This window comes from Microbacterium canaveralium, from assembly GCF_047238045.1.
Classification (GTDB): Bacteria; Actinomycetota; Actinomycetes; order Actinomycetales; family Microbacteriaceae; genus Microbacterium.
In genome coordinates this window covers 90,090-111,708 of sequence record NZ_JBDFMA010000003.1, presented here as the reverse complement: position 1 = coordinate 111,708, position 21,619 = coordinate 90,090, and the positions used below count along the sequence as shown (strand labels likewise).

The window sequence follows — 21,619 nt, the reverse complement described above, 5'->3', positions numbered from 1 at the left end:
ACCGTGACCTCATGACCCGCATCGAGCTCCGCGACCTCTCCGACGACGATCGGGATGCCGCCTACCGCGCGGTGCGCGCGAGCGCCTCGACGTGGCCCCGCGGACGGGTGGCCGATCGTGCCGCATTCGACGCGTGGGTGGACGGTGAGGGAGTGACGGCGCGGGCGATCGTCGACGGCGAGGACGTGGTCGGTCTCGCCGCGACCCTCGACATCGACGGTGACCGGGAGGCGCTCCTCGCCGTGACACCGGACACGTCACGGGAATCGGCGACCGAAGCATTGCGGCTGCTCACCCTCGCCGAGGCGGAGCGCCCGCTCTACGCGTGCGTCGCGGCCGACGACGACCCGTCGCACGACACGCTCGCGCAGTTGGGCTTCGTCGAGTACGAGCGTGACGGGGCCGACATCGTCTACGTGCTGCCCCCGACCCTGGAGTGAGCGACCCGCCTCAGCGGCGCGACAGCACCGCGACCACCGGGCGATGGTCGCTGCCGGCGTCGTCGAAGTCGGTGCGGACCTCGAAGCTGCGCACCTCCCACCCCGATCCGACCAGGACGTGGTCGATGGGTGCCGCGAGAGCCGCGGGCAGACTCGCCGGCCACGTGCCCTGCGCGGCCGCGCCCGCCTGCTGCGCGGCATCCTGACACTCCCCGACCGACCCGCGGTCTCTCCCGAGCCCGGACAGGTGATCGAGCGTCGAGTTGAGGTCGCCGGCGAGGATGACGTCGGGTCCCGCGCACTGCTCGGCGACCCAGTCGATGCCCCGGGTCCACTCGTCGACGATGAACGGCAACGGAGGCAGCGGGTGAGCCGCGATGATCGTGGGCCCGGTGCCCTCGACCGGGCGCCACACGCCGCTCGGCGCCCCGGGGGTCGACCCGGCATCCAGATCGAGGACGTACGGACCGAGCGCGTTCGCGACCAGGAGCGAGGTGGGGACGGGCCGATCGCCCGGGGCCGCTTCCACGGTCGCGGCGGTCATCCGGATCCCCTCCCGAGCCAGGATGCCGACGACCTCCCCGGCCGCGTCGGCGTCGGTCTCGGGCAGGCTGACGACGTCGGCACCGCTCTCGCGGACGAGCCGTGCGATCGCTTCGGGCGGCGCGCCGCCGCCGTACGTGTTCCAGACCACGACCGTGAGGTCGCCCTGCGCGACGGAACCTCCCCCGCCGCGTGCCAAGAGAACAGCGCCGTTGCCGACCGCGGCGACCGCGAACACGACCGCCAACCCGAAGGCGACCGCGACCCGGCGGCGCAGGAGCGCGGTGATCCCGGCGGCGACGGCGAGCGCGGCGAACCCGAGCGCGAGCGGTCCGCGAAAGGAGATGAGGAGCGCCACGCCCTGCCAGCGCTGCGCGCCGATGAGCTGCGGCCAGACGGCGAGGACCGCGAGGAGTCCGCCGATGCCCAGCGTGATGACGAGAGGGAGTCGGCGGCGCGATGCGGTCGGCATCCCCACAGTGAAGCGGACGTCGATGAATGTTCGCCGGATGGGCCCGCCAGATACCCTAGGGGGGTATGGTATCCAGCATGAACGGGTACGACGGACACAAAGACGACCTTCAGAAGCGGCTGCGACGCATCGAGGGTCAGGTGCGCGGCATCGCGCGGATGGTCGACGAGGACAAGTACTGCATCGACATCCTCACGCAGGTGTCCGCCGCGACGAAGGCGCTCGAAACCGTCGCGCTGTCGCTCCTGTCCGACCACCTCAGCCACTGCGTCGCCGAGGCCAGCGCGGAGGGCGGCCAGGTCGCCGCCGACAAGATCCGCGAAGCCAACGACGCCATCGCCCGGCTCGTCCGGTCCTGACCACCGAGGAGAACACCATGAACGAACGCATCGATCTCGGCCTCCGCGAAGCCGCGGCATCCACCCCCCTGCCAGAAGGCGCCGTGACCCAGCAGATCGGCGTGACCGGGATGACGTGCGCGCACTGCGTGCGGAGTGTCACCGAGGAGATCTCGGAGATCGCGGGGGTACAGGGCGTGTCCGTCGACCTGCGCGTCGGCGACGTATCGCGCGTCACGATCGCCAGCTCCGCTCCCCTCGACGCCGCCCTCGTGCGCGACGCCGTCGAGGAAGCCGGTTACGCCCTGGTCGCCGACCCGTCATGAGCACCACCGACGTCGAGCTCGACATCACGGGGATGACGTGCGCGTCGTGCGCCACCCGGATCGAGCGCAAGCTGAACAAGCTCCCCGGCGTCGAGGCATCCGTCAACTACGCCACCGAGAAGGCGCGCGTGCGCGGCGACGACCTCGACCCCGCCGGGCTCATCGCGGTCGTCGAAGCCGCCGGATATGCAGCCGCGGTGCCCGCGCCGCCGGTCGCGGACGAGGTCGCGACCGACCCCGAGACCGACGCCCTCCGCCGCCGCCTGCTCATCAGCGTGGCGCTCGCGCTGCCGGTCGCGGTGCTGTCCATGGTCCCGGCGCTGCAGTTCGAGAACTGGCAGTGGCTCGCGCTCACGCTCACGGCCCCGGTCGCGGTGTGGGGAGCCTGGCCGTTCCACCGCGCGGCGGCGATCAACGCCCGCCACGGCGCCGTCACGATGGACACCCTCATCAGTCTCGGCGTCATCGCCTCCTTCGGGTGGTCGCTGTACGCGCTGTTCCTCGGCGGCGCGGGCATGCCCGGGATGACGATGACCTTCACCCTCTTCGGCGCTCCGTCCGCGGGCGCGCACGAGATCTACCTCGAGGTCGCCGCCCTCGTGACGGTTTTCCTCCTCGCCGGCCGGTACGCCGAGGCACGAGCGCGCACGGCTTCGGCGAGCGCGCTGAAGGCCCTGTTGAACCTCGGCGCGACATCGGCGACGAAGCTCGACGACGGCCGAGAGCGCAGCGTCCCGGTCGCGAGCCTCGGCGTCGGCGACGTCGTCGTGGTGCGCCCGGGCGAGAAGATCCCGTCCGACGGCCTGGTCGTCGACGGAACCTCGGCGGTGGATGCCAGCATGCTCACCGGCGAATCCGTGCCGGTCGAGGTCGGCCCCGGTGCCCGCGTCGTCGGCGCCACGATCAACGTCGGTGGCCGCCTCGTCGTCGAGATCACCCGCGTCGGAGCCGACACCGAGCTCGCCCGCATGGGACGCCTGGTCGAAGAGGCGCAGACCGGCAAGGCCGAAGTGCAGCGTCTCGCCGACCGCGTCTCCGCGATCTTCGTGCCGGTCGTGATCCTCCTCGCGATCGCCGCGTTCGTCGGGTGGCTCGTCGCGGCCGGTTCGCTCGAGCTCGCCTTCACCGCCGCCGTCGCGACGCTCATCATCGCGTGCCCGTGCGCCCTGGGCCTCGCCACCCCCACGGCGCTGCTCGTCGGGACAGGGCGCGGTTCGCAGCTCGGCATCCTGATCCGCGGTCCGCAGGTGCTGGAGCAGACGCGCCGGGTCGACACGATCGTGCTCGACAAGACCGGCACCGTGACGACGGGCCGCATGGCGGTGACCGAGGTGCTTCCCGCGCCGGGCGTCGATCGCGCCGAGCTGCTCGCCGCCGCGGGGGCCGTCGAGGGCGGTTCCGAGCACCCCGTGGGCCGCGCCATCGCGGCCGCCGCCGGGGTCGGGGCTGCCGTCGAGTCGTTCGTCGCGCACGCGGGATACGGCGTCCAGGGTGTCGTGAACGGCTCCGCCGTGGTCGCCGGTCGGCCGTCGTGGCTGCGTGATCAGTGGAGCGTGGAGGCGATGGCATCCGAGGTCGATTCCCTGGCGGCGAGTGGAACGGTCGTCGCCGTCGCCCGCGACGGGGAGTACCTCGGCGCGATCGTCGTCGCCGACACCGTGAAGCCGACGAGCGCCGAGGCCATCGCGCGCTTCCGTCGCCTGGGACTGCGCCCCGTGCTGCTTACCGGAGACAACGCCGAGACCGCCGCGCACGTGGCGGCCGAGGTCGGGGTCGACGACGTCCGGGCAGAGGTGACTCCGTCCGAGAAGCTCGACGTCGTGCGCGGGCTGCAGGCCGAGGGCCGGGTCGTCGCGATGGTCGGCGACGGCGTCAACGACGCCGCGGCCCTCACCGCCGCCGACCTCGGCATCGCGATGGGCGGCGGGACGGATGCCGCGATCGCGGCGAGCGACGTCACGGTCGTCTCGGGCGATCTGCTCGTCGTCGCTGACGCCGTCCGGCTCGCGCGCCGCACGCTCGGGACCATCAAGGGCAACCTGTTCTGGGCCTTCGCGTACAACGTCGCGGCGATCCCGGTGGCGATGGCGGGCCTGCTGAATCCCGTCGTCGCGGCCGCGGCGATGGCGCTGTCATCGGTGTTCGTTGTGACGAACAGCCTGCGGCTACGGCGGTTCCGCGCCGAACCCGCCGCAGTCTGAGACCAGCAGAGAGGGATGCCATGACCTCGCACGATCACTCCGGCTCCGGCCCCGCAGCGCCTCCGCCCGCGACGACCGAGCACGCGCACGCGATGCACGACGGGCACGCGTCCGCCGGCCACGAACACGCGATGCACGACGCGAGCCCCGCGGACCACACCGGCCACGGGGACCACTCCGGCCACGGTGGCGGCCACGCCGACCACGTCGCGCGGTTCCGCCGCCTGTTCTGGACCATGCTCGTGGTCGCCGTACCCGTCGTCGGCTTCTCCGCGATGTTCGCCGACCTCCTCGGCTACACGCTTCCGGATGCCGCCTGGGTCCCGTGGGTCTCGCCGGTCCTGGGAACCGTGATGTACGTGTGGGGCGGAGCCCCGTTCCTGACCGGCGCCGTCGACGAGATCCGCGGGCGCGCGCCGGGCATGATGCTGCTGATCGCGCTCGCGATCACCGTCGCGTTCCTGGCATCCTGGGGCGCCAGCCTGGGCCTGCTGCACCACGATCTCGACTTCTGGTGGGAACTCGCGCTGCTCGTCGTGATCATGTTGCTCGGCCACTGGATCGAGATGCGATCCCTCGCCCAGACCACGTCGGCGCTGGATTCGCTCGCCGCATTGCTTCCCGACGAGGCCGAACGCGTCGAGGGCGAAACGACCGTGCCGGTGCCGCCGTCCGCACTGCGCGTCGGTGACGTCGTCGTCGTGCGGCCCGGCGGACGCGTCCCCGCCGACGGCCGAGTCATCCAGGGGTCCGCGCAGATCGACGAGTCGATGATCACGGGCGAGTCCCGCGCCGTGTCGCGCGGCGAGGGCGACCCCGTGGTGGCGGGGACGGTCGCGACCGACTCCGGCATCCGGGTCGAGATCACCGCCGTCGGCGACGACACGGCCCTGGCCGGCATCCAGAAGCTCGTGACCGAAGCACAGGCATCGACCTCGCGAGCCCAACGCCTCGCCGACCGCGCGGCCGCGCTGCTGTTCTGGTTCGCCCTCGGCTCCGCCGTGATCACCGCGGTGGTCTGGACGCTCGTCGGGATGCCGGACTCCGCCGTCGTCCGCACGATCACGGTCCTCGTCATCGCGTGCCCGCACGCGCTGGGGCTCGCGATCCCCCTCGTCGTCTCGATCGCGACCGAACGCGCTGCACGCGGTGGCGTCCTCGTCAAGGATCGCCTCGCGCTGGAGAGCATGCGCACGGTCGACACGGTTGTGTTCGACAAGACCGGGACGCTCACGCGCGGCGAGCCGGCGGTGACCGCCACCGAGGCCGCGCCCGGCATCGACCGCGATACCGCCCTCGCGTGGGCCGCCGCCGCCGAGACCGACTCCGAGCACCCCCTCGCCGGCGCGATCGTCCGCGCCGCCACCGCCCGGGGCCTCGACGTCCCGGCATCCACCGACTTCTCCTCGTCGCCGGCGGTCGGCGTCCGGGCGGTCGTGGACGGACGGGTCGTGCGCGTGGGCGGTCCCTTGCTCCTCGCCGAAGAGGGGGCGGCCGAGCTCCCCATCGCCGCGGACTGGGCGGGCGACGGGTCCATCGTGCTGCATGTGGTCGTCGACGGCGAGACGGTGGGCGCCCTGCGCCTGGCCGACGAGATACGGCCCGAGTCCGTGACCGCCGTGCGGGCGCTGACCGAGCGCGGGATCGAGGTCGTGATGATCACCGGCGACGCGCAACCGGTCGCCGCCGCCGTGGCCGAGGCTGTCGGCATCCGGAGGTTCTCGGCCGGAGTGCGCCCGGAAGACAAAGAGTCCGAGGTCGCCAGGCTGCAGGGCGAGGGTCGTCGCGTCGCGATGGTCGGTGACGGCGTCAACGATGCACCGGCGCTGGCGCGAGCCGACGTCGGGCTGGCGATCGGGGCCGGAACCGACGTCGCGATCGCCTCCGCGGGGGTCGTCCTCGCCAGTGACGACCCGCGGTCCGTCGTCTCGGTCATCGAGCTCTCGCGAGCGAGTTACCGGAAGATGCGCCAGAACCTGTGGTGGGCAGCGGGGTACAACCTGCTGTCCGTGCCGCTCGCCGCCGGCGTGCTGGCGCCGATCGGGTTCGTCCTGCCGATGTCGGTCGGCGCGATCCTGATGTCGCTGTCGACGATCGTGGTGGCGCTCAACGCGCAGCTCCTGCGCCGCCTCGATCTGCGGCCGGATGCCGTCGCCCCGGTCCGGTAGTCAGGGCGTTCGCAGGTCGGCCTCGATACCGCGCGCGGCGGCGAGCAGGGCGGGCACCAGCCGATCCGCGATGTCGCTCTCGGGGTAGCGGCCGGTCGTCATGGAGAGGTTGATCGCGGCGACGACCGCACCCTCCCGCCCATGAACGGGAGCGGCGAGGGACTGCAGTCCCGGCTCGAGCTCGCCGTCGACCCGCGCCCAGCCCTGCGCGCGCACGCGTTCGAGTTCGCGCCGGACGGCATCGGGATCGGTCAGCGTGCGCGGGGTCCGGGCGGAGAGGTCCGTGGCATCCAGGATCCGGTCACGTTCCTCGACGGATGCCGCGGCGAGCAGCACGCGTCCCATGCTCGTGACCGCGGCCGGGAACCGCGTCCCGACCGTGATCCCCACCGACATGATGCGGCGCACCGGAACGCGCGCGACGTAGACGATCTCGGTGCCGTCGAGCACCGCCGCCGACGCGCTCTCGCCGACCGCGCGCGACAGCGCCTCGAGGTGCGGTTGCGCGACCTCGGGGAGCGACAGGGCGGAGAGGTAGCTGTAGCCGAGCTCGAGCACGCGCGGGGTGAGGGCGAACGAGCGCCCGTCGTTCCGCACGTAGCCGAGGCTCTGCAGCGTGCGGAGGAACCGCCCCGCGGCGGCGCGCGTCACATCTGCACGGCGAGCGACGTCGCTGAGGGTCAGCTCGGGGTTGTTGGCGTCGAAGGCGCGGATGACTGCCAGCCCGCGGACGAAAGCCTGAACGACCTCGCCGGGGCCGTCGCTGTCGTCAAGGGGCGCGGCGTCGGTCACCGGCTCACCCTATCCATCGGGCGAGCGACACCCTCACCGCTCCAGGACGACCGCGAGGCCCTGGCCCACGCCGATGCAGATCGCCACGACCGCGACGCCCGATCCGCGGCGCGCGAGCTCGTGCGCCGCGCGGCCGATGATGCGGCCGCCGGACGCACCGAGCGGGTGCCCGATCGCGAGCGCGCCGCCGTGGACGTTGAGCTTCTCGGGGTCGAGGTCGGGCCATCCGGCGAGGCACGCGAGCGACTGCGACGCGAAGGCTTCGTTGAGCTCGACGAAATCCACGTCGGCCCAGGTCTTCCCGGCACGCGCGAGCGCCTTGTTCGCGGCCTCGATCGGTGCGATGGGGAAGACATCCGGATCCACGCCGTGGGCCGCGCGGCCCGCGATCCGCGCGAGCGGCTCGCCGTCCAGCGCGCCGTCGGCGCCGATGAGCACGGCGGACGCGCCGTCGTTGATCGGCGACGAGTTGCCGGCGGTCACGCTGCCGTTGCCGTCCGCCGCGAAGAGGGCCTTCAGCCCCGCAAGCTTCTCGAGTGAGGTGTCGTCGCGGATGCTCTCGTCTCGAGTGAGCGCGACCCCCGGCACCGTCACGATCTCGCCGTCGAAGACGCCCGCCTGCCACGCGGATGCCGCTCGCTGATGCGACTGCACAGCGAAGGCATCCTGCTCGTCGCGGGAGATGCGCCACTCTCGCGCGATCTTCTGCGCCGACTCGCCGTTCGAGATCGTCCAGTGCTTCGGGAGGGCCGTGTTCGTCATCCGCCAGCCGATCGCGGTGTTCCACATCGTCGCGTTGCCGACCGCGGGGAACGGCTTCGGGGACTTCTCCACGACGTAGGGAGCGCGGCTCATCGACTCGACACCGCCGGCCAGCACGATCTCGGCGTCACCCGCCTCGATCGCCCGGGATCCCTGGATGACGGCCTCGAGCGACGACGCGCACAGCCGGTTCACGGTGGTGCCGGTGACCGTCGTGGGGAACCCCGCGAGCAGCGCGCCGAAACGCGCGACGTTGCGGTTGTCCTCACCCGCCTGGTTGGCATCCCCGAAGATGACGTCGTCGATGCGGGCCGGGTCGAGACCGGTCCGCTCGACGGTGGCCTTCATGACGAGCGCGGCCAGATCGTCGGGACGGGTGGATGCCAAAGCCCCACCGGCCCGACCGAAGGGCGTGCGGACGGCGTCGTAGACGTAGCTGGCGGTCATGTCAGGCTCCTCGCTCGATCAGCGTGAGACCGAGCAGTTCCTCGATCTCGGCGTGCGTGTTGTCGCCGAACAGTTCCCGCACGCGGAAGCCGTCGGGGGTGATGTCGAAGACGCCGTGGTCGGTGTAGACCCGCGAGACGCAGGCGACGCCCGTCACCGGGTACGTGCATGCCTCGACGAGCTTGGGCGCCCCCTGCTTCGTCAGCAGGTCGGTCATGACGTAGACGTCCTTGGCGCCGATGGCGAGATCCATCGCCCCGCCGACGGCGGGGATCGCGCCGGGCTCGCCCGTGGACCAGTTCGCGAGGTCGCCGTCCGCCGAGACTTGGAAGGCGCCCAGCACGCACACGTCCAGGTGTCCGCCGCGCATCATCGCGAACGAGTCGGCGTGGTGGAAGTACGCGGCTCCGGCGAGCGCCGTGACCGGCTGCTTGCCGGCGTTGATGAGGTCGGGATCGACGCTCCCCTCGACGGGCGCCGGCCCCATCCCCAACATTCCGTTCTCGGTATGCAACACGATCTCGAGACCCGCAGGGAGATATTCCGCCACGAGGGTCGGGGCCCCGATGCCGAGGTTCACCACGGCACCTTCGGGAATGTCAGATGCCACGCGCGCGGCGAGCGCGGTGCGGGAGATGCGGGTGGTCACGCGTCCGCTCCGTTCCGGGCGAGCGGGCGCCCCTCGATGTCGACGCCCCCGACGAAGACGCCGTCGCGCAGCCAGCGGCGCTCCCCCACGGCGACCACGCGGTCGACGTACAGGCCGGGAGTGATGACAGCCTCGGGGTCGAGGTCGCCGAGCGGCACCATCTCGTCGACCTGCACGACGGTGGTCGTGGCAGCGGCCGCCATGATCGGTCCGAAGTTGCGCGCGGTCTCGCGGTAGACGAGGTTGCCCCAGCGATCGGCGCGGCGCGCGCTGATGAGGGCGACATCGGCGTGGATGGGGTATTCGAGCACGTAGTCGCGGTCGCCGATGCGCCGCGTCTCCTTGCCCTCGGCCAGCTGCGTTCCGTAGCCCGTCGGGGTGAAGAAGCCGCCGATGCCGGCGCCGGCCGCGCGGATCCGTTCCGCGAGGTTGCCCTGCGGCACGAGTTCGAGCTCGACCTTGCCCGCCCGGTAGAGCTCGTCGAACACCCACGAGTCGCTCTGTCGCGGGAACGAGCAGATCATCTTGCGCACCTGCCCAGCCTTCAGCAGCGCCGCGAGGCCGGTGTCGCCGTTGCCGGCGTTGTTGTTGACGACGGTGAGGTCGCGGGCACCGTGGGCGATGAGCGCGTCGATGAGTTCGACGGGCTGCCCGGCGCGGCCGAATCCGCCGATCATCACGGTCGCGCCGTCGGCGATGCCCGCCACGGCCGCCGCGACATCCGACACGGTCTTGTCGATCATGGGTCCTCTGTTCGTTCAGCGAACGCGTGTTCGTTTAGCGATCGTACTCCGCGCGAGGACGTCGCGCCAGTGGCATCCGCTGGCCTGCGGCGGGTTCGCCGGGGGAGGTCCGCCATGCTTCCGACGCGCGTCGAATGGCACCTCGCCCCGCCGCGGGTACGTTCGGCAGCACCCACCAGCGGAAGGAGTGAGCGATGTCTCCCAGCGCGTCGGCGCGCGCCACGCCTCTGCGCGCGTGGACTCCTCCCGATCTTCTGTCCCCGGCAGCCCTGCCGGTCGCGGTGTCCGCGACGTTGGCGGCCTTCGAGGCGTACGACACCGAGCTGCTGCTGACCGGCTTCGCCACGGATGCCGCGGTGAACGCGTGGGGCGTCCTCTTCACGGGCCCGGAGGGCATCCGCTTCTGGTCGGAGAACTGGATCCGCGCGGAGCGCGTCCGCTTCACGGACCGCGTTTGTCTCCGCGGGAGCGACCACGTGGCCGTCCATGTCCAGGTGCACAGCGCGCGCCTCAACGGCCCGGCCACCCTGACCTTCCACCTCGACGACGCCCTCATCCACACCCTCGACATCGCCGCGTGAACCACACCACCCCGAAGCACCAAGGAGCACCATGTCCGACTTCCCGCACCTGACCGAGAACCACCGCAACACGCTGTACCACCTGGAGCAGCACCCGACTTCGCACAACCTCGAGTGGCACGACATCGTGTCGCTGCTGCGCGAGGTCGGCGAGGTCACCGACGAGCACGACGGCAAGCTCAAGGTGCGACTCGGCGACGACGTCCTCTTCCTCTCGCCGCCGCGGCACAAGGACATCGACGAGCAGATGGTGCTCGACATCCGCCGCGCTCTCCGCAACGCGGGGTACTACACGGCGGAGAAGTGAGATGACCAGCCAGACGGATGCCATCCGACCCGAGGTTCCGCCGAGCGGAACCGGCTGCGTCGAGTGCGAGGCGGAGGGCTCCTGGTGGCTGCACCTGCGTCGGTGCGCCGAGTGCGGTCACATCGGCTGTTGCGACGACTCGCTGAACCGGCACGCCACGAAGCACGCCCACGCCAGCGGCCACCCGGTCATCCAGAGCTTCGAGCCCGGCGAGGACTGGTTCTGGGACTACCGCACCGAGGCGTTCATCGACGGGCCGCTCCTGGCCCCGCCGCGCAGCCACCCCGCGAGCCAGCCGACTCCGGGGCCGGCCGGGCGCGTGCCCGCCAACTGGCGGGCGCTGCTCGGCGGCTGACCTCATCCATTCGGATGATCTCTCGCGAGAAAAGTGGCGGGCGTCGCCGCGATATTCCGACGATCGGCACCGGAGGGCGCCCCATGGTCGGCTGCGCGCACGCTAGCTTCTGCGCAGAGAGATGCGTCCCGGTCATCCGGGCTTTCGGCGCGTGATCTCGCGCACCGCCCGGGCGGCCGGGCATCGCAGTCGGGCGGGGGTTGGGATTGGGGGCCTCGCCCGGCGGCGGCCCGTTCGACACGAGGTGTCAGACCCGCCCGTCCGAGCGCCCCAGATCCTCCGTCATCCGCGCGCCCCACAGCGCGAGCTGAGTGCGGTCGTCGACGCCGATCTTGCCCAGCGACGCGCGGATGTGTGAGCGGACGGTGTTGACCGAGACGACGAGTTCGGCGGCGACCTGCTCATTGGAGGTCACCCCTTCGCTGAGCAGCTTCACGACCCGGATCTCCGAGGGGGTGAGGGATGCCAGCTTGACCCGGTCCTCCTCCGTCGCTCTGTGCTGCACGACTCCGGCGAGAAGCGTACGGGTCACGCGCGAAGACACCAGCGCATCGCCGCGATGGGCAGCACGGATGGCGTCGACGAGCTGCGCGCTGTCGTGGGTCTTCAAAAGGTAGCCGCTCGCGCCGCTGGCGATCGCGCGACGCACGAGATGATCCTCGCCGTGGCTGGTGAGGGCGATCACCCGGACCGAACCTCCGGATGCCTCGACCACCGCGCGCGTGGCGTCGATGCCGTTCATCCCCGGCATCTCGAGGTCCATGAGCACGACGTCGGGACCCTCGCTCAGCGCGGCAGCGACGGCATCCCTCCCGTTGGCCACTTCGCCGACCACCGCGACGCCGTCGGTGTTCTCCAGTCGCAGACGCACCCCGCGCCGGAACGTGCGGTTGTCGTCGGCGATGAGGACACGGACAGGCTCGCCGTCAGTCACGCACGGTCTCCCGCGCGTGGGCGAACGGGATGTCGACCGTGAGGCGCCACCCGCCCACGCCGTCGTCCGAGGCGTCCAGCGATCCGTCCACGAGAGCGAGCCTGTCGCGCAGGGTGTCCAGGCCCCAGCCGAGTCCGAGGTCGTCCTCGCCGGGTCGGGCGTTCCGCGCGGCTCCGTTCTCGACGCTCACGTGGAGTCGCTCGTCCTCGACCGCCAGCCGCACCGCGACGGGCGCACCGGCCGCGTGCTTCGCGACGTTGGACAGGCCCTCCTGCACCACGCGGTAGGCCGTCGCCGACACCACCACGGGCGCGAGGTCGAGGTCGCCGCGGGTCTCGACCGATACGTCCATCCCGCGCTCACGCCAGAACCCGGCGAGCGTGTCGAGGTCGCGCAGGTCGGGAGTCGGCGCATGCGCGACCGCGTCGACGGCACGCAGATCTCCGAGCGCACCGTAGAGGCTGGCCGCCGCGTACCGCCCCTCGGCGCGGACCTCCTCGATCAACTGCAGGGCGCGTTGCGGATGCGTTGGCGCGAGGTCAGCCGAGGCGTCGCACAGCGAGACCAGACCGGCGAGGTGCTGCCCGGCGACGTCGTGCAGTTCCTGAGCGATCCGCCCGCGCTCGGCGGCCCGCGAGCGCTCGATGGCGACCGACTGCTCTTCCTCGAGCTCCAGGACCCGTTGCCGCTCCCGGGCCGCACGTCGATCCAGCACAGCCCACAGGATCCCGAGCGCGACACCGGCGAACGAGGTGGATGCCAGCGCCGTTCCCTCGGTGAGGAGGAACCCGATCACGATGTTGGCGGGCGTTCCCGTGCTCGCCGCCCACGATGCCAGGCCGACGCTCGCACCCACCACACCGAACGCGGCCCAAGCGGCGGCCACCGAGATCGGCCGGGCGCTACCGACGGCGAACATCGCGATGGCGATGACGAGGTACATGGGACGAGCCCAGTTCGGCACACCGAGGGCCACCGCGACGAGCAGGTAGCAGACGATGATCGCGAGCATCGCGAAGACGGGGCGGGATGCCACGAGCGTCAGGCAGGCCGCCTGCACCGCGCACACCGCGATCGTGAGGGCGATCACGACGACCGGGGCAAGGGCGTGGTCCCACGTCCCGATGCCGCCGAGCAGCGACAACACGGGCACCGCGCACACCTGCACGACGGTGGCGACGAACACGACGACCGCGAACAGCGGCGAGCGCATCACCGAGACGACCCGGGGGCTGGCGACCTTGTCCATCGCACCTTCCTACCGGGCGAAGGTGTCGCACCGCCATCCGTCGTCGGACATCAGAGGTGTTGCACCGGTGTGCAAGTGGTACACTTACATCATGCCCACCACTCGAACGCGCACTCAGGTGACCCACACGCCTGAGATCGAAGAGGCTCTGCGCATCGCTCGCACGCGGTGGCCCAACGAGAGCTCCTCCGCCCTGCTGGCGCATCTCGTCACCGAGGGTGCAAGAACGGTCGCTGCCGCCAGTCCGACCGCGGCAGCGGATCGCCTGCAACGCATCAACGCCATAGTCGGACGGTTCGCCGGCACCTACGCTCCGAGATACCTCGACGATCTCCGCGCGGACTGGCCCGAGTGATCGTCCTGGACGCTGGCGTCATCATCGCACTCTTCTCCCCCAGCGACGCTCATCACGCACGGGCCAAACAGCTGTTCGCGAGCCAGACCTCTCCATTTCTCATGCACCCACTGACCGCCGCCGAAACCCTCGTGGGAGCGGCAAAGATCGGGAACGACGCCGCACTCTGGTCTGACCTGCAGGCCATCGGCGTAGAACTCGCCACGATCGGACCCGCCGAGCCCATCCTTCTCGCACGACTCCGCGCCGAGCACGGGCTGAAGATGCCGGACACGTGCGTGTTGGCTACAGCGACCCACGCCGGCGCGCCGCTCGCGACTTTCGACGACCGCCTCGGCCAGGTCGCCGAACGCCTGGGCGTGCGGCATCCGATCGCCGACGCCGAGTAAGAGAGCACCGCGGATCACCGAAGCCGCCGGGCGGCCGGCCGACCTCGCCCGGGACGCCCTCCCGCTCCCCCAACCAACGACGAAGGCCCCGGTACTCCGGGGCCTTCACGTTCTGTGCGCGAGGGGGGACTTGAACCCCCACGCCCTTGCGGGCACTGGCACCTGAAGCCAGCGCGTCTACCTATTCCGCCACTCGCGCGATTCGTTTCGTGCACGGATGCCGCGCACTCAACTTCCCGAGAATATCACGGCCCTACGCGCCGTATGAACCGTGTTCGACGGCGGCATCCATGACCTGTCCAGGCGTGCTGACTACGATGTGGCTACTGGTCTGCCTGCCCGAAGGAGTCTCGTGGGACTACTCGACAGTTTCGAGAAGGGTCTCGAACGCGCCGTCAACGGTGCGTTCGCGAAGACCTTCCGCAGTGGCATCCAGCCGGTGGAGATCGCCTCCGCGCTGCGGAGCGAGCTCGACAAGAACGCCGTGGTGGTCACGCGTGACCGCATCCTGGCGCCGAACGCGTTCTCGGTGCGCCTCTCCCCCGCCGACGACGAGAGAATGAGCGCGCTCGGCTCGACGCTCGTGTCCGAACTCGACACGCTGGTCAAGAAGCATGCGCGCACGCAGGGCTATTCATTCGCGGGGCCCGTGACGATCTCGATCGAGCGCGACACCTCGCTGTCGACCGGCACGCTGCGCGTCGAGTCCCGCACCAGCGAGGGCCAGGTGTCGTGGCGCGGCGTCGTCGACATCAACGGAACGCGCCACCCGCTCGTCAAGGCCCGCACGGTCATCGGGCGCGGCAGCGACGCCGACATCACGATCCCCGACGCCGGTACGAGCCGCAAGCACGTCGAGATCCTGTGGGACGGCGAGCGCGCGATGGTGCGCGACCTGGGCTCGACGAACGGCACGACCCTCAACGGCCGCAAGGTCTCGGAGGCCGCGCTTCCGCCCGACTCGAGAATCTCGATCGGTCGCACCGATATCGTCTTCCGTGTGGTCGCTCAGGCGCAGACCGCACGGCGAGCGGCGCCATCCGATGCGACGCAGCTGTTCGACGCTCAGGAGCGGGGGCCCCTGTCATGAGTCCGCTGACTCTTCTCCTTCTGCAGGGCGGGTTCCTCGTTCTGCTGTGGTTCTTCGTCTTCGGTGTCGTGTACTCGCTCCGCGCCGACCTGTTCGGTGTGAAGGTGCGCAAGCTGCCCGAGCCCTCGGCATCCGCTCCCGCTCCGGCTCCGGCGGCCGCGGCACCGACCGCCGGGCCGAACGCGGTGACGACGCAGGTCAAGCGACCCGCAGCCCCGGCGCCGGCTGCCGCGGGTGGCCTCGCGACCACCGCATCGGTCTCCCGCATCGTCATCACGAGCGGTCCGAAGGCGGGGCTGGAGCTCCCGCTCGGCACCGAGCCCCTCACGATCGGCCGGTCCAGCGAGTCGGGCCTCGTCATCCGCGACGACTACACCTCCAGTCATCACGCCCGTCTCGTCCTGTGGGGCGACCAGTGGATGCTGCAAGACCTCGACTCCACCAACGGGACCACGCACGCCGGGGTGCGCGTGGCATCCCCCGTGCAGGTGAAGGTGGGTGCGCCGATCAAGGTGGGCGCGACGACCTTCGAGTTGCGGGAGTAACCCCCCTCCATGGTCTTTCAGGGCTCGAGCGCGGCCATCTCCCACACGGGCAAGGTCCGCTCCAACAACCAGGACTCCGGTTACTCCGGATCCAATCTCTTCGTGGTCGCCGACGGCATGGGCGGTCACGCGGGGGGTGACGTCGCCTCGAGCCTGGCGATCTCGCGTCTGACCGAACTCGACCGGCCCTTCCCCAGCACCACCGAAGCGGAGCATGCCCTACGGGACGCGCTGGCCGACACCGCGACCGACCTCATCGACACGGTCGCGCGGCGTCCGGAGCTCGCGGGCATGGGCACCACCGTCAGCGCGGTGATCATGGTCGACGACTACGCGGTCATCGGCCACATCGGCGACTCGCGCGTGTACCTGTACCGCGACGACACGCTCACCCAGATCACCACCGACCACACCTTCGTGCAGCGGCTCGTCGACTCGGGACGCATCACGCCCGAAGAGGCGCGATACCACCCGCGTCGATCGGTCCTCATGCGCGTCCTCGGCGACATGGACCCCGACCCCGAGGTCGACACGTTCATCATGCCGACGCAGGACGGCGACCGGTGGCTGCTGTGCTCCGACGGCCTCTCCGGCGTCGTCGACGACGCCCACACCGCGAAGGCGCTCGCGCAGGGCATGCCGCCCGCCCGCACCGCGGACGCGCTGCTCAAGCAGGCGCTTGACGGCGGCGCGCCCGACAACGTCACGGTCGTGATCGTCGACGTGGGCGGCCAACACCCCGTGTTCATCGGAACCCCCACCATCGTCGGTTCGGCCTCGAATCCCAGCGGCGTCGTGGTCCCTCCCGTCCGGGCGGCACGGTCACCGTGGCTGCATTCGGCTCGCCAGGCGGCGAACGAACCGACGCACTTCGAACCCGCCGCCGAGTTCCTCGAGGAGCTCATCGAGGAGGACCGCCGGCGCGCCCGCCGCCGCCGTCTGGGCTGGCTGGCGGCGCTCATCCTCGTCCTCGCCGCGATCGCGGGGGCACTGTTCGCCGGGTACGCCTGGACCCAGACGCGCTACTACGTCGGCGCCGACACCGACACGGTCGTCATCTACCGCGGCGTTCAGCAGTCCCTCGGGCCCATCTCGCTGTCATCCGTCTACGAAGACACCGGCATCGAGCTCTCCGGTCTCTCCGACTTCGACCGACAGACCGTGCAGACCACCGTCTCGGCCGGTTCGCTGGCGGATGCCGAACAGATCGTGGATCGTCTGCGTCCGAAACCGGAGGCCACCGGATGACCGACCAGAAACTGACCCGCACCGGCGAGGTGTCCACCGACACTGCGGTGATGCGCGCGCTGAAGAAGATCCGCACGCCCGCCAAGCAACGCAACCGCGAGCTCGGTCTGCTGCTGTTCGCGATCGCGGTCTACGGCTCGGCGATCGTGCTGGTCCAGCTCGGCGTCAATGGCGCGGTGGAGTGGGGCTACCTGCTGCTCGCAGGCGTCCCCGCTCTCCTCGCCCTGATCACGCACGTCGTCCTGCGACTGCGCGCTCGCGATGCCGACCCGTTCGTCCTTCCCATCGCCACCGTCCTCACGGGCATCGGCATCGCGATGATCTACCGGATCGACCTCGCGGTGGGGTTGAACGGGTGGGATGCCACGGCCATCCGCCAGATCGCCTGGGCAGCCATCGCGCTGGTCGCCGCCCTGCTCGTGGTGATCTTCGTCCGCAACTACCGCGTGCTGTTCCGGTACACGTACCTGTCGGGGCTGATCGGCATCCTGCTGCTCCTCCTGCCCTTCGTCCCGGGCCTGGGGACCGAGCAGAACGCCGACGTCTGGGTCTCGCTCGGCTTCGTGTCGTTCCAGCCCGGCGAGCTCGCCAAGATCGCCCTCGCGATCTTCTTCGCCGGCTACCTGGTGCGCACCCGCGAGAGTCTGACGTCCACCGGTACGCGTTTCCTCTTCATGACGTGGCCGCGCGCGCGGGAGCTGGGCCCGCTCCTCATCATCTGGCTCGTCTCGCTCGGCATTATCGTGCTGCAGCGCGACCTCGGTACGGGTCTGCTCATCTTCGGAATGTTCGTCGCGATGCTCTACGTCGCCACGGGCAAGACGAGCTGGGTGCTGATCGGTGTGATCCTCGCCGCGACCGGGGCGTTCCTGGCATCCCGCGTCCTCCCGTACGTAAACGGCCGCTTCACGAACTGGCTCGACGCGTTCAACCCCGCCGTCGTCGACGCCGACGGCGGAAGCTACCAGCTGACGCAGGGCATCTTCGGTCTCGCGCACGGCGGCCTCTTCGGCACCGGTCTCGGTCAGGGCCGTCCGTACATCACGCCGCTGTCGCAGAGCGACTACATCGTCCCGAGCATCGGTGAAGAGCTCGGCCTGGTCGGACTCTTCGCGATCCTCGCGCTGTACATGGTGTTCGCGAGCCGCGGCATCCGCGTCGGGCTGGCCGGTCAGGACGACTTCGGCAAGCTCCTGGCCACCGGCTTCTCGTTCACGATCGCCCTGCAGGTGTTCATCATGGTCGGCGGCGTGACACGGGTCATCCCGCTGACCGGTCTCACCACGCCGTTCCTCGCGGCCGGTGGGTCCTCGCTCGTCGCGAACTGGATCATCGTCGCCTTCCTGCTGCGCATCTCCGATGCCGTGCGAAGCCGCCCGCGGGTGGTGATCGGCTGATGAACACGCCCGCACCCACCCGCAGCCGCACCCCGGAGGAGGCACCGTGACCAAAGAGCTCCGACGCCTCAGCATCGTCATGCTGGCGATGTTCCTCGCGCTGTTCGTCTCCACCAGCGTCATCCAGGTGGGCCAGGCCGCCAACCTCGCGAACACCCCTGGCAACCGCCGGGCGCTCTACGACTCGTACGAGATCCAGCGCGGGTCCATCATCGCCAGCGGCACCGCCATCGCCTCATCGGTCCCCTCCGGCGACGTCTACAGCTGGCAGCGCGAGTACACGGATGCCGCCATGTGGGCACCGGTGACCGGCTACATGAACCCGGTGCTCGACGCGAAGACCCGAATCGAGTCGGCTGAGAACGCCGTCCTCAGCGGTTCGGACGAGAACCAGTTCTTCTCGCGCATCGATCGCGCCGTGACGGGCCAGGTGCCCCGGGGATCGAACGTCGAACTCTCGCTGGATGCCAATGTGCAGCGCGCCGCATGGGACGCGCTCGGCGACCAGCAGGGCGCCGTCGTCGCGATCGAACCCTCGACGGGCCGCATCCTCGCCATGGTGTCCAAGCCCAGCTTCGACACCAACACGCTCGCCTCGCACGACCCGGATGCGGTGAACGCCGCCTACGACCAGCTGGCCGCGGATCCGTCGCAGCCCCTGATCAATCGCGCGATCGAGGGCGACCTCAACCCGCCCGGCTCGACGTTCAAGCTGGTCGTGGCCTCGGCCGCCCTGGCATCCGGTCGCTACACGCCCGACTCATCGTTCCCGAACGTCGCGTCGTACACGCTGCCCCAGTCCTCGAGCGTCGTCAGCAACGCCGGAGGCGGCACGTGCGGCGGGGGCGACACCGTGACGATCGCCACGGCCCTGCGCCTGAGCTGCAACATCCCGATGGCTGAGCTGGCCGTCGAGCTGGGAGACGACGCGATCCGCGCGGAGGCCGAGAAGTACGGCTTCAACACCTCGTTCTCGCTGACGCCGTCGTCGACGTCGTTCACCTCGACGCCCTCGACCTACCCCTCGAACCTGGACGCACCGCAGACGGCGCTGAGCGGCTTCGGACAGGGACAGGTGCGGGCGACGCCGCTGCAGATGGCGATGGTCTCGGCCGGCATCGCGAACGACGGCGTGGTGATGAACCCGCGAATGATCGACCGGGTGATCGGAACCGACCTGTCGGTTCGCGATGAGGGCGCGAACAGCGAATTCGGTCGTGCGCTGGAGTCGAATGTCGCGGCCCAGATGGTCACCATGATGAAGGCGAACGTCCAGGACGGCGCGGCGTCGAATGCAAGAATAGACGGGGTCGACGTGGCGGGTAAGACCGGCACGGCAGAGAACGACACTCGTCCCTACACTCTCTGGTTCACCGGTTTCGCCCCGGCGGACGACCCGAAGGTCGCTGTCGCTGTTGTGGTGGAGAACGGCGGCGGCCAGGGGCAGAACGGGAGCGGCAACGAGATCGCCGCCCCGATAGCGAAGAAGGTCATGGAGGCGGTGCTGGGCAAATGAGACCGACGCAAGGAGTGACCTTCGGAGGACGCTACGAGCTGGATTCGCGGATCGCGATCGGCGGGATGGGCGAGGTCTGGGAAGCGACAGACCACGTCATCGGGCGTACCGTCGCGATCAAGATCCTCAAAGACGAGTACATGGGCGACCCCGGGTTCCTCGAGCGCTTCCGCGCCGAGGCCCGCCACGCCGCACTCGTCAACCACGAGGGCATCGCGAGCGTGTTCGACTACGGCGAAGAGGACGGCAGCGCCTTCCTCGTGATGGAGCTCGTCCCGGGTGAGGCGCTCTCGACGATCCTCGAGCGCGAGGGATCCTTGTCGACCGACAAGACCCTCGACATCGTGGCGCAGACGGCCGCGGCCCTGCAGGCCGCGCACGCCGCCGGCCTCGTGCACCGCGACATCAAGCCGGGCAACCTCCTCATCACGCCCGACGGTCGCGTGAAGATCACCGACTTCGGCATCGCCCGCATCGCCGACCAGGTGCCGCTCACCGCGACCGGCCAGGTCATGGGCACGGTGCAGTACCTCTCCCCCGAGCAGGCGTCTGGCCACCCGGCATCCCCCGCGACCGACATCTACTCGCTCGGCATCGTCGCGTACGAGTGCCTGGCGGGCAAACGCCCCTTCACGGGCGAGTCGCAGGTCGCGATCGCGATGGCGCAGATCAACGAGCAGCCCGCTCCGCTGCCGCCGACGGTGGCCGTGCCGGTGCAGAACCTCGTGATGGCGATGATCGCGAAGAAGCCCGACGACCGCCCGGCCTCGGCCGCGGCCGTCTCGCGCGCGGCGACCGCGCTGCGTCGTGGCGACCTCGCCGCCGCCGCCGGCGCCGTGCCCGCGATCGCCGCGGGTGTCGCGGTCGCCGACGAGGCGACGCAGCTGCTCACCGCGGGCCAGACCTCCGCGGCGACGCGTCTGCTTCCCGCCCCCGCCGCGACGTCGCTCCTCGCCGAGGAGCACACCGAGTCGGACGCGCGCCCGCAGAGGAAGCGCAGTCCGTGGACGTGGCCGCTGGTCGCCCTGATCCTGCTCCTTCTGCTCGTCCTCGGCGGCACTCTCTTCGCCGTGCTCAGTAATCAGAGCGCCCCCGAGCCCGCGCCGACCAGCGCTGGTCCGAGTTCGGCCACGCCGTCCCGGAGCGCCAGTCCTTCGGCGTCGCCGTCCCAGACCTCGCAGCTCGTCGACGTCAATTCGCTCGGGCTTCCGGGCAAGTCGTGCGATGAGGCCAGCACCATCCTGAGCAACAACAATCTCGGTGCCAACTGCGAGACCGGCAACGCCGCGACCAGCCCCGAACAGGTCGGCACGGTCGACACGGTCACCCCCACCGGTCGCGTCCCCGCGGGCACGATCATCACGCTGCGCGTGTTCGGGGAAGAGACGCCCCTGCCGACGCCGGCCACCCCCACGCTGCAGCCGGCCCAGGCCACGGCCGGGGGCACCGTCGAGGTCTCCTGGCAGCAGTACACCTGCCCCTCGGGCACGGGGAACGTCACGTCGTACAACTTCACCGCGACGCGCGGCACGTTCGACAACGGGCAGTCCACGTCGTCGTTCCCGCCGGACTCCCGCAGCGCTCAGCTTCAGGTGAGCAACTCGCCCGGCCAGACGCTCCAGGTGACCTACACGGTGAGCTGCTCGGGCACGAACCGGACGGCCGGTCCTTCGGGCGAGGCATCGGCCCAGATCGCGGGGGAGAACACCCCGTCACCGAGCCCCAGCGCCAGCCGCTGACCCGCAGACCCCGATCCCCCACCACGCCAGGAG

The 21,619-nt window shown here is 70.6% G+C and carries 23 protein-coding genes and 1 tRNA gene; 16 read left to right on the top strand and 8 right to left on the bottom strand.

What is annotated here, in order from left to right:
• The first annotated feature begins 11 nt into the window (after nucleotides 1–11).
• On the top strand, nucleotides 12–440 hold the full coding sequence (locus ABC271_RS01445; protein WP_412923139.1) for a hypothetical protein: 429 nt from the start codon (nucleotides 12–14) through the stop codon (nucleotides 438–440).
• A gap of 10 nt (nucleotides 441–450) precedes the next feature.
• Here the strand turns inward: ABC271_RS01445 and ABC271_RS01440 are convergent, their stop codons facing one another.
• Entirely contained in the window at nucleotides 451–1,455 is a 1,005-nt protein-coding gene (locus ABC271_RS01440) for an endonuclease/exonuclease/phosphatase family protein (protein ID WP_412923138.1), read from the bottom strand.
• A gap of 77 nt (nucleotides 1,456–1,532) precedes the next feature.
• Here ABC271_RS01440 and ABC271_RS01435 point away from each other — a divergent pair, with 77 nt between their 5' ends.
• The 4 genes from ABC271_RS01435 to ABC271_RS01420 are packed head-to-tail and all read left to right on the top strand — an operon-like array spanning nucleotide 1,533 to nucleotide 6,488.
• Nucleotides 1,533–1,814, top strand: a complete 282-nt coding sequence (locus tag ABC271_RS01435; protein WP_228162000.1) for a metal-sensitive transcriptional regulator — start codon at nucleotides 1,533–1,535, stop codon at nucleotides 1,812–1,814.
• A 17-nt stretch (nucleotides 1,815–1,831) separates the two neighbouring features.
• A complete protein-coding gene (locus tag ABC271_RS01430; RefSeq protein WP_412923137.1) occupies nucleotides 1,832–2,119 on the top strand; it encodes a heavy-metal-associated domain-containing protein in 288 nt (95 codons plus the stop codon).
• Entirely contained in the window at nucleotides 2,116–4,320 is a 2,205-nt protein-coding gene (locus ABC271_RS01425) for a heavy metal translocating P-type ATPase (protein ID WP_412923136.1), read from the top strand. The genes ABC271_RS01430 and ABC271_RS01425 overlap by 4 nt, the downstream gene beginning before the upstream one ends.
• 20 nt (nucleotides 4,321–4,340) lie before the next feature.
• Nucleotides 4,341–6,488, top strand: a complete 2,148-nt coding sequence (locus ABC271_RS01420) for a heavy metal translocating P-type ATPase (protein WP_412923135.1) — start codon at nucleotides 4,341–4,343, stop codon at nucleotides 6,486–6,488.
• Here ABC271_RS01420 and ABC271_RS01415 read toward each other — a convergent pair whose 3' ends face one another.
• Genes ABC271_RS01415 through ABC271_RS01400 form a run of 4 tightly spaced genes read right to left on the bottom strand, consistent with a single transcriptional unit; the run spans nucleotide 6,489 to nucleotide 9,881 of the window.
• Nucleotides 6,489–7,280 carry an IclR family transcriptional regulator domain-containing protein gene (locus ABC271_RS01415; RefSeq protein ID WP_412923134.1) on the bottom strand — a complete coding sequence of 264 codons (792 nt, stop codon included), beginning with the start codon at nucleotides 7,278–7,280 and terminating at the stop codon, nucleotides 6,489–6,491.
• A 33-nt stretch (nucleotides 7,281–7,313) separates the two neighbouring features.
• Complete coding sequence (locus tag ABC271_RS01410) at nucleotides 7,314–8,489, bottom strand: thiolase family protein (protein WP_412923133.1); 1,176 nt, start codon at nucleotides 8,487–8,489, stop codon at nucleotides 7,314–7,316.
• A 1-nt stretch (nucleotide 8,490) separates the two neighbouring features.
• Entirely contained in the window at nucleotides 8,491–9,138 is a 648-nt protein-coding gene (locus ABC271_RS01405) for a 3-oxoacid CoA-transferase subunit B (RefSeq protein ID WP_412923132.1), read from the bottom strand.
• Nucleotides 9,135–9,881 carry a 3-oxoacid CoA-transferase subunit A gene (locus ABC271_RS01400; protein ID WP_412923131.1) on the bottom strand — a complete coding sequence of 249 codons (747 nt, stop codon included), beginning with the start codon at nucleotides 9,879–9,881 and terminating at the stop codon, nucleotides 9,135–9,137. Before ABC271_RS01400 ends, ABC271_RS01405 begins: the two co-directional genes overlap by 4 nt.
• Before the next feature lie 194 nt (nucleotides 9,882–10,075).
• Here ABC271_RS01400 and ABC271_RS01395 point away from each other — a divergent pair, with 194 nt between their 5' ends.
• The 3 genes from ABC271_RS01395 to ABC271_RS01385 are packed head-to-tail and all read left to right on the top strand — an operon-like array spanning nucleotide 10,076 to nucleotide 11,124.
• Nucleotides 10,076–10,462 (top strand): nuclear transport factor 2 family protein, encoded by a 387-nt coding sequence (locus ABC271_RS01395; protein WP_412923130.1) that lies wholly within the window; start codon nucleotides 10,076–10,078, stop codon nucleotides 10,460–10,462.
• 31 nt (nucleotides 10,463–10,493) lie between these two features.
• Entirely contained in the window at nucleotides 10,494–10,769 is a 276-nt protein-coding gene (locus tag ABC271_RS01390; RefSeq protein WP_412923129.1) for a hypothetical protein, read from the top strand.
• 1 nt (nucleotide 10,770) lies between these two features.
• On the top strand, nucleotides 10,771–11,124 hold the full coding sequence (locus tag ABC271_RS01385; protein WP_412923128.1) for a UBP-type zinc finger domain-containing protein: 354 nt from the start codon (nucleotides 10,771–10,773) through the stop codon (nucleotides 11,122–11,124).
• 247 nt (nucleotides 11,125–11,371) lie between these two features.
• Here ABC271_RS01385 and ABC271_RS01380 read toward each other — a convergent pair whose 3' ends face one another.
• On the bottom strand, nucleotides 11,372–12,058 hold the full coding sequence (locus tag ABC271_RS01380) for a response regulator (RefSeq protein WP_412923127.1): 687 nt from the start codon (nucleotides 12,056–12,058) through the stop codon (nucleotides 11,372–11,374).
• Nucleotides 12,051–13,307 (bottom strand): sensor histidine kinase, encoded by a 1,257-nt coding sequence (locus tag ABC271_RS01375; protein WP_412923126.1) that lies wholly within the window; start codon nucleotides 13,305–13,307, stop codon nucleotides 12,051–12,053. Before ABC271_RS01375 ends, ABC271_RS01380 begins: the two co-directional genes overlap by 8 nt.
• A 91-nt stretch (nucleotides 13,308–13,398) precedes the next feature.
• On the opposite strand from ABC271_RS01375, the gene ABC271_RS01370 reads away from it, so the two are divergent.
• Together ABC271_RS01370 and ABC271_RS01365 are read left to right on the top strand one after the other, a co-directional pair.
• Nucleotides 13,399–13,662: a hypothetical protein gene (locus ABC271_RS01370; RefSeq protein WP_412923125.1), complete on the top strand. Its 264-nt coding sequence runs from the start codon at nucleotides 13,399–13,401 to the stop codon at nucleotides 13,660–13,662.
• A complete protein-coding gene (locus ABC271_RS01365; RefSeq protein WP_412923124.1) occupies nucleotides 13,659–14,051 on the top strand; it encodes a type II toxin-antitoxin system VapC family toxin in 393 nt (130 codons plus the stop codon). Before ABC271_RS01370 ends, ABC271_RS01365 begins: the two co-directional genes overlap by 4 nt.
• 115 nt (nucleotides 14,052–14,166) lie before the next feature.
• Here the strand turns inward: ABC271_RS01365 and ABC271_RS01360 are convergent.
• Nucleotides 14,167–14,250: transfer RNA gene (locus tag ABC271_RS01360), tRNA-Leu, on the bottom strand.
• Between the two features lie 153 nt (nucleotides 14,251–14,403).
• Between ABC271_RS01360 and ABC271_RS01355 the strand changes: the two genes are divergently transcribed.
• The 6 genes from ABC271_RS01355 to ABC271_RS01330 are packed head-to-tail and all read left to right on the top strand — an operon-like array spanning nucleotide 14,404 to nucleotide 21,586.
• Complete coding sequence (locus ABC271_RS01355) at nucleotides 14,404–15,141, top strand: FHA domain-containing protein (protein ID WP_412923123.1); 738 nt, start codon at nucleotides 14,404–14,406, stop codon at nucleotides 15,139–15,141.
• Nucleotides 15,138–15,686 carry an FHA domain-containing protein FhaB/FipA gene (locus ABC271_RS01350; RefSeq protein ID WP_412923122.1) on the top strand — a complete coding sequence of 183 codons (549 nt, stop codon included), beginning with the start codon at nucleotides 15,138–15,140 and terminating at the stop codon, nucleotides 15,684–15,686. The genes ABC271_RS01355 and ABC271_RS01350 overlap by 4 nt, the downstream gene beginning before the upstream one ends.
• 9 nt (nucleotides 15,687–15,695) lie before the next feature.
• Nucleotides 15,696–16,934, top strand: a complete 1,239-nt coding sequence (locus tag ABC271_RS01345; RefSeq protein ID WP_412923121.1) for a Stp1/IreP family PP2C-type Ser/Thr phosphatase — start codon at nucleotides 15,696–15,698, stop codon at nucleotides 16,932–16,934.
• On the top strand, nucleotides 16,931–18,331 hold the full coding sequence (locus tag ABC271_RS01340; RefSeq protein ID WP_412923120.1) for an FtsW/RodA/SpoVE family cell cycle protein: 1,401 nt from the start codon (nucleotides 16,931–16,933) through the stop codon (nucleotides 18,329–18,331). The genes ABC271_RS01345 and ABC271_RS01340 overlap by 4 nt, the downstream gene beginning before the upstream one ends.
• Nucleotides 18,332–18,377: 46 nt before the next feature.
• Nucleotides 18,378–19,847, top strand: coding sequence for a peptidoglycan D,D-transpeptidase FtsI family protein (locus ABC271_RS01335; RefSeq protein WP_412923119.1), 1,470 nt, complete (start codon nucleotides 18,378–18,380; stop codon nucleotides 19,845–19,847).
• Entirely contained in the window at nucleotides 19,844–21,586 is a 1,743-nt protein-coding gene (locus ABC271_RS01330; protein ID WP_412923118.1) for a serine/threonine-protein kinase, read from the top strand. Before ABC271_RS01335 ends, ABC271_RS01330 begins: the two co-directional genes overlap by 4 nt.
• The last annotated feature ends 33 nt before the right edge of the window (nucleotides 21,587–21,619 follow it).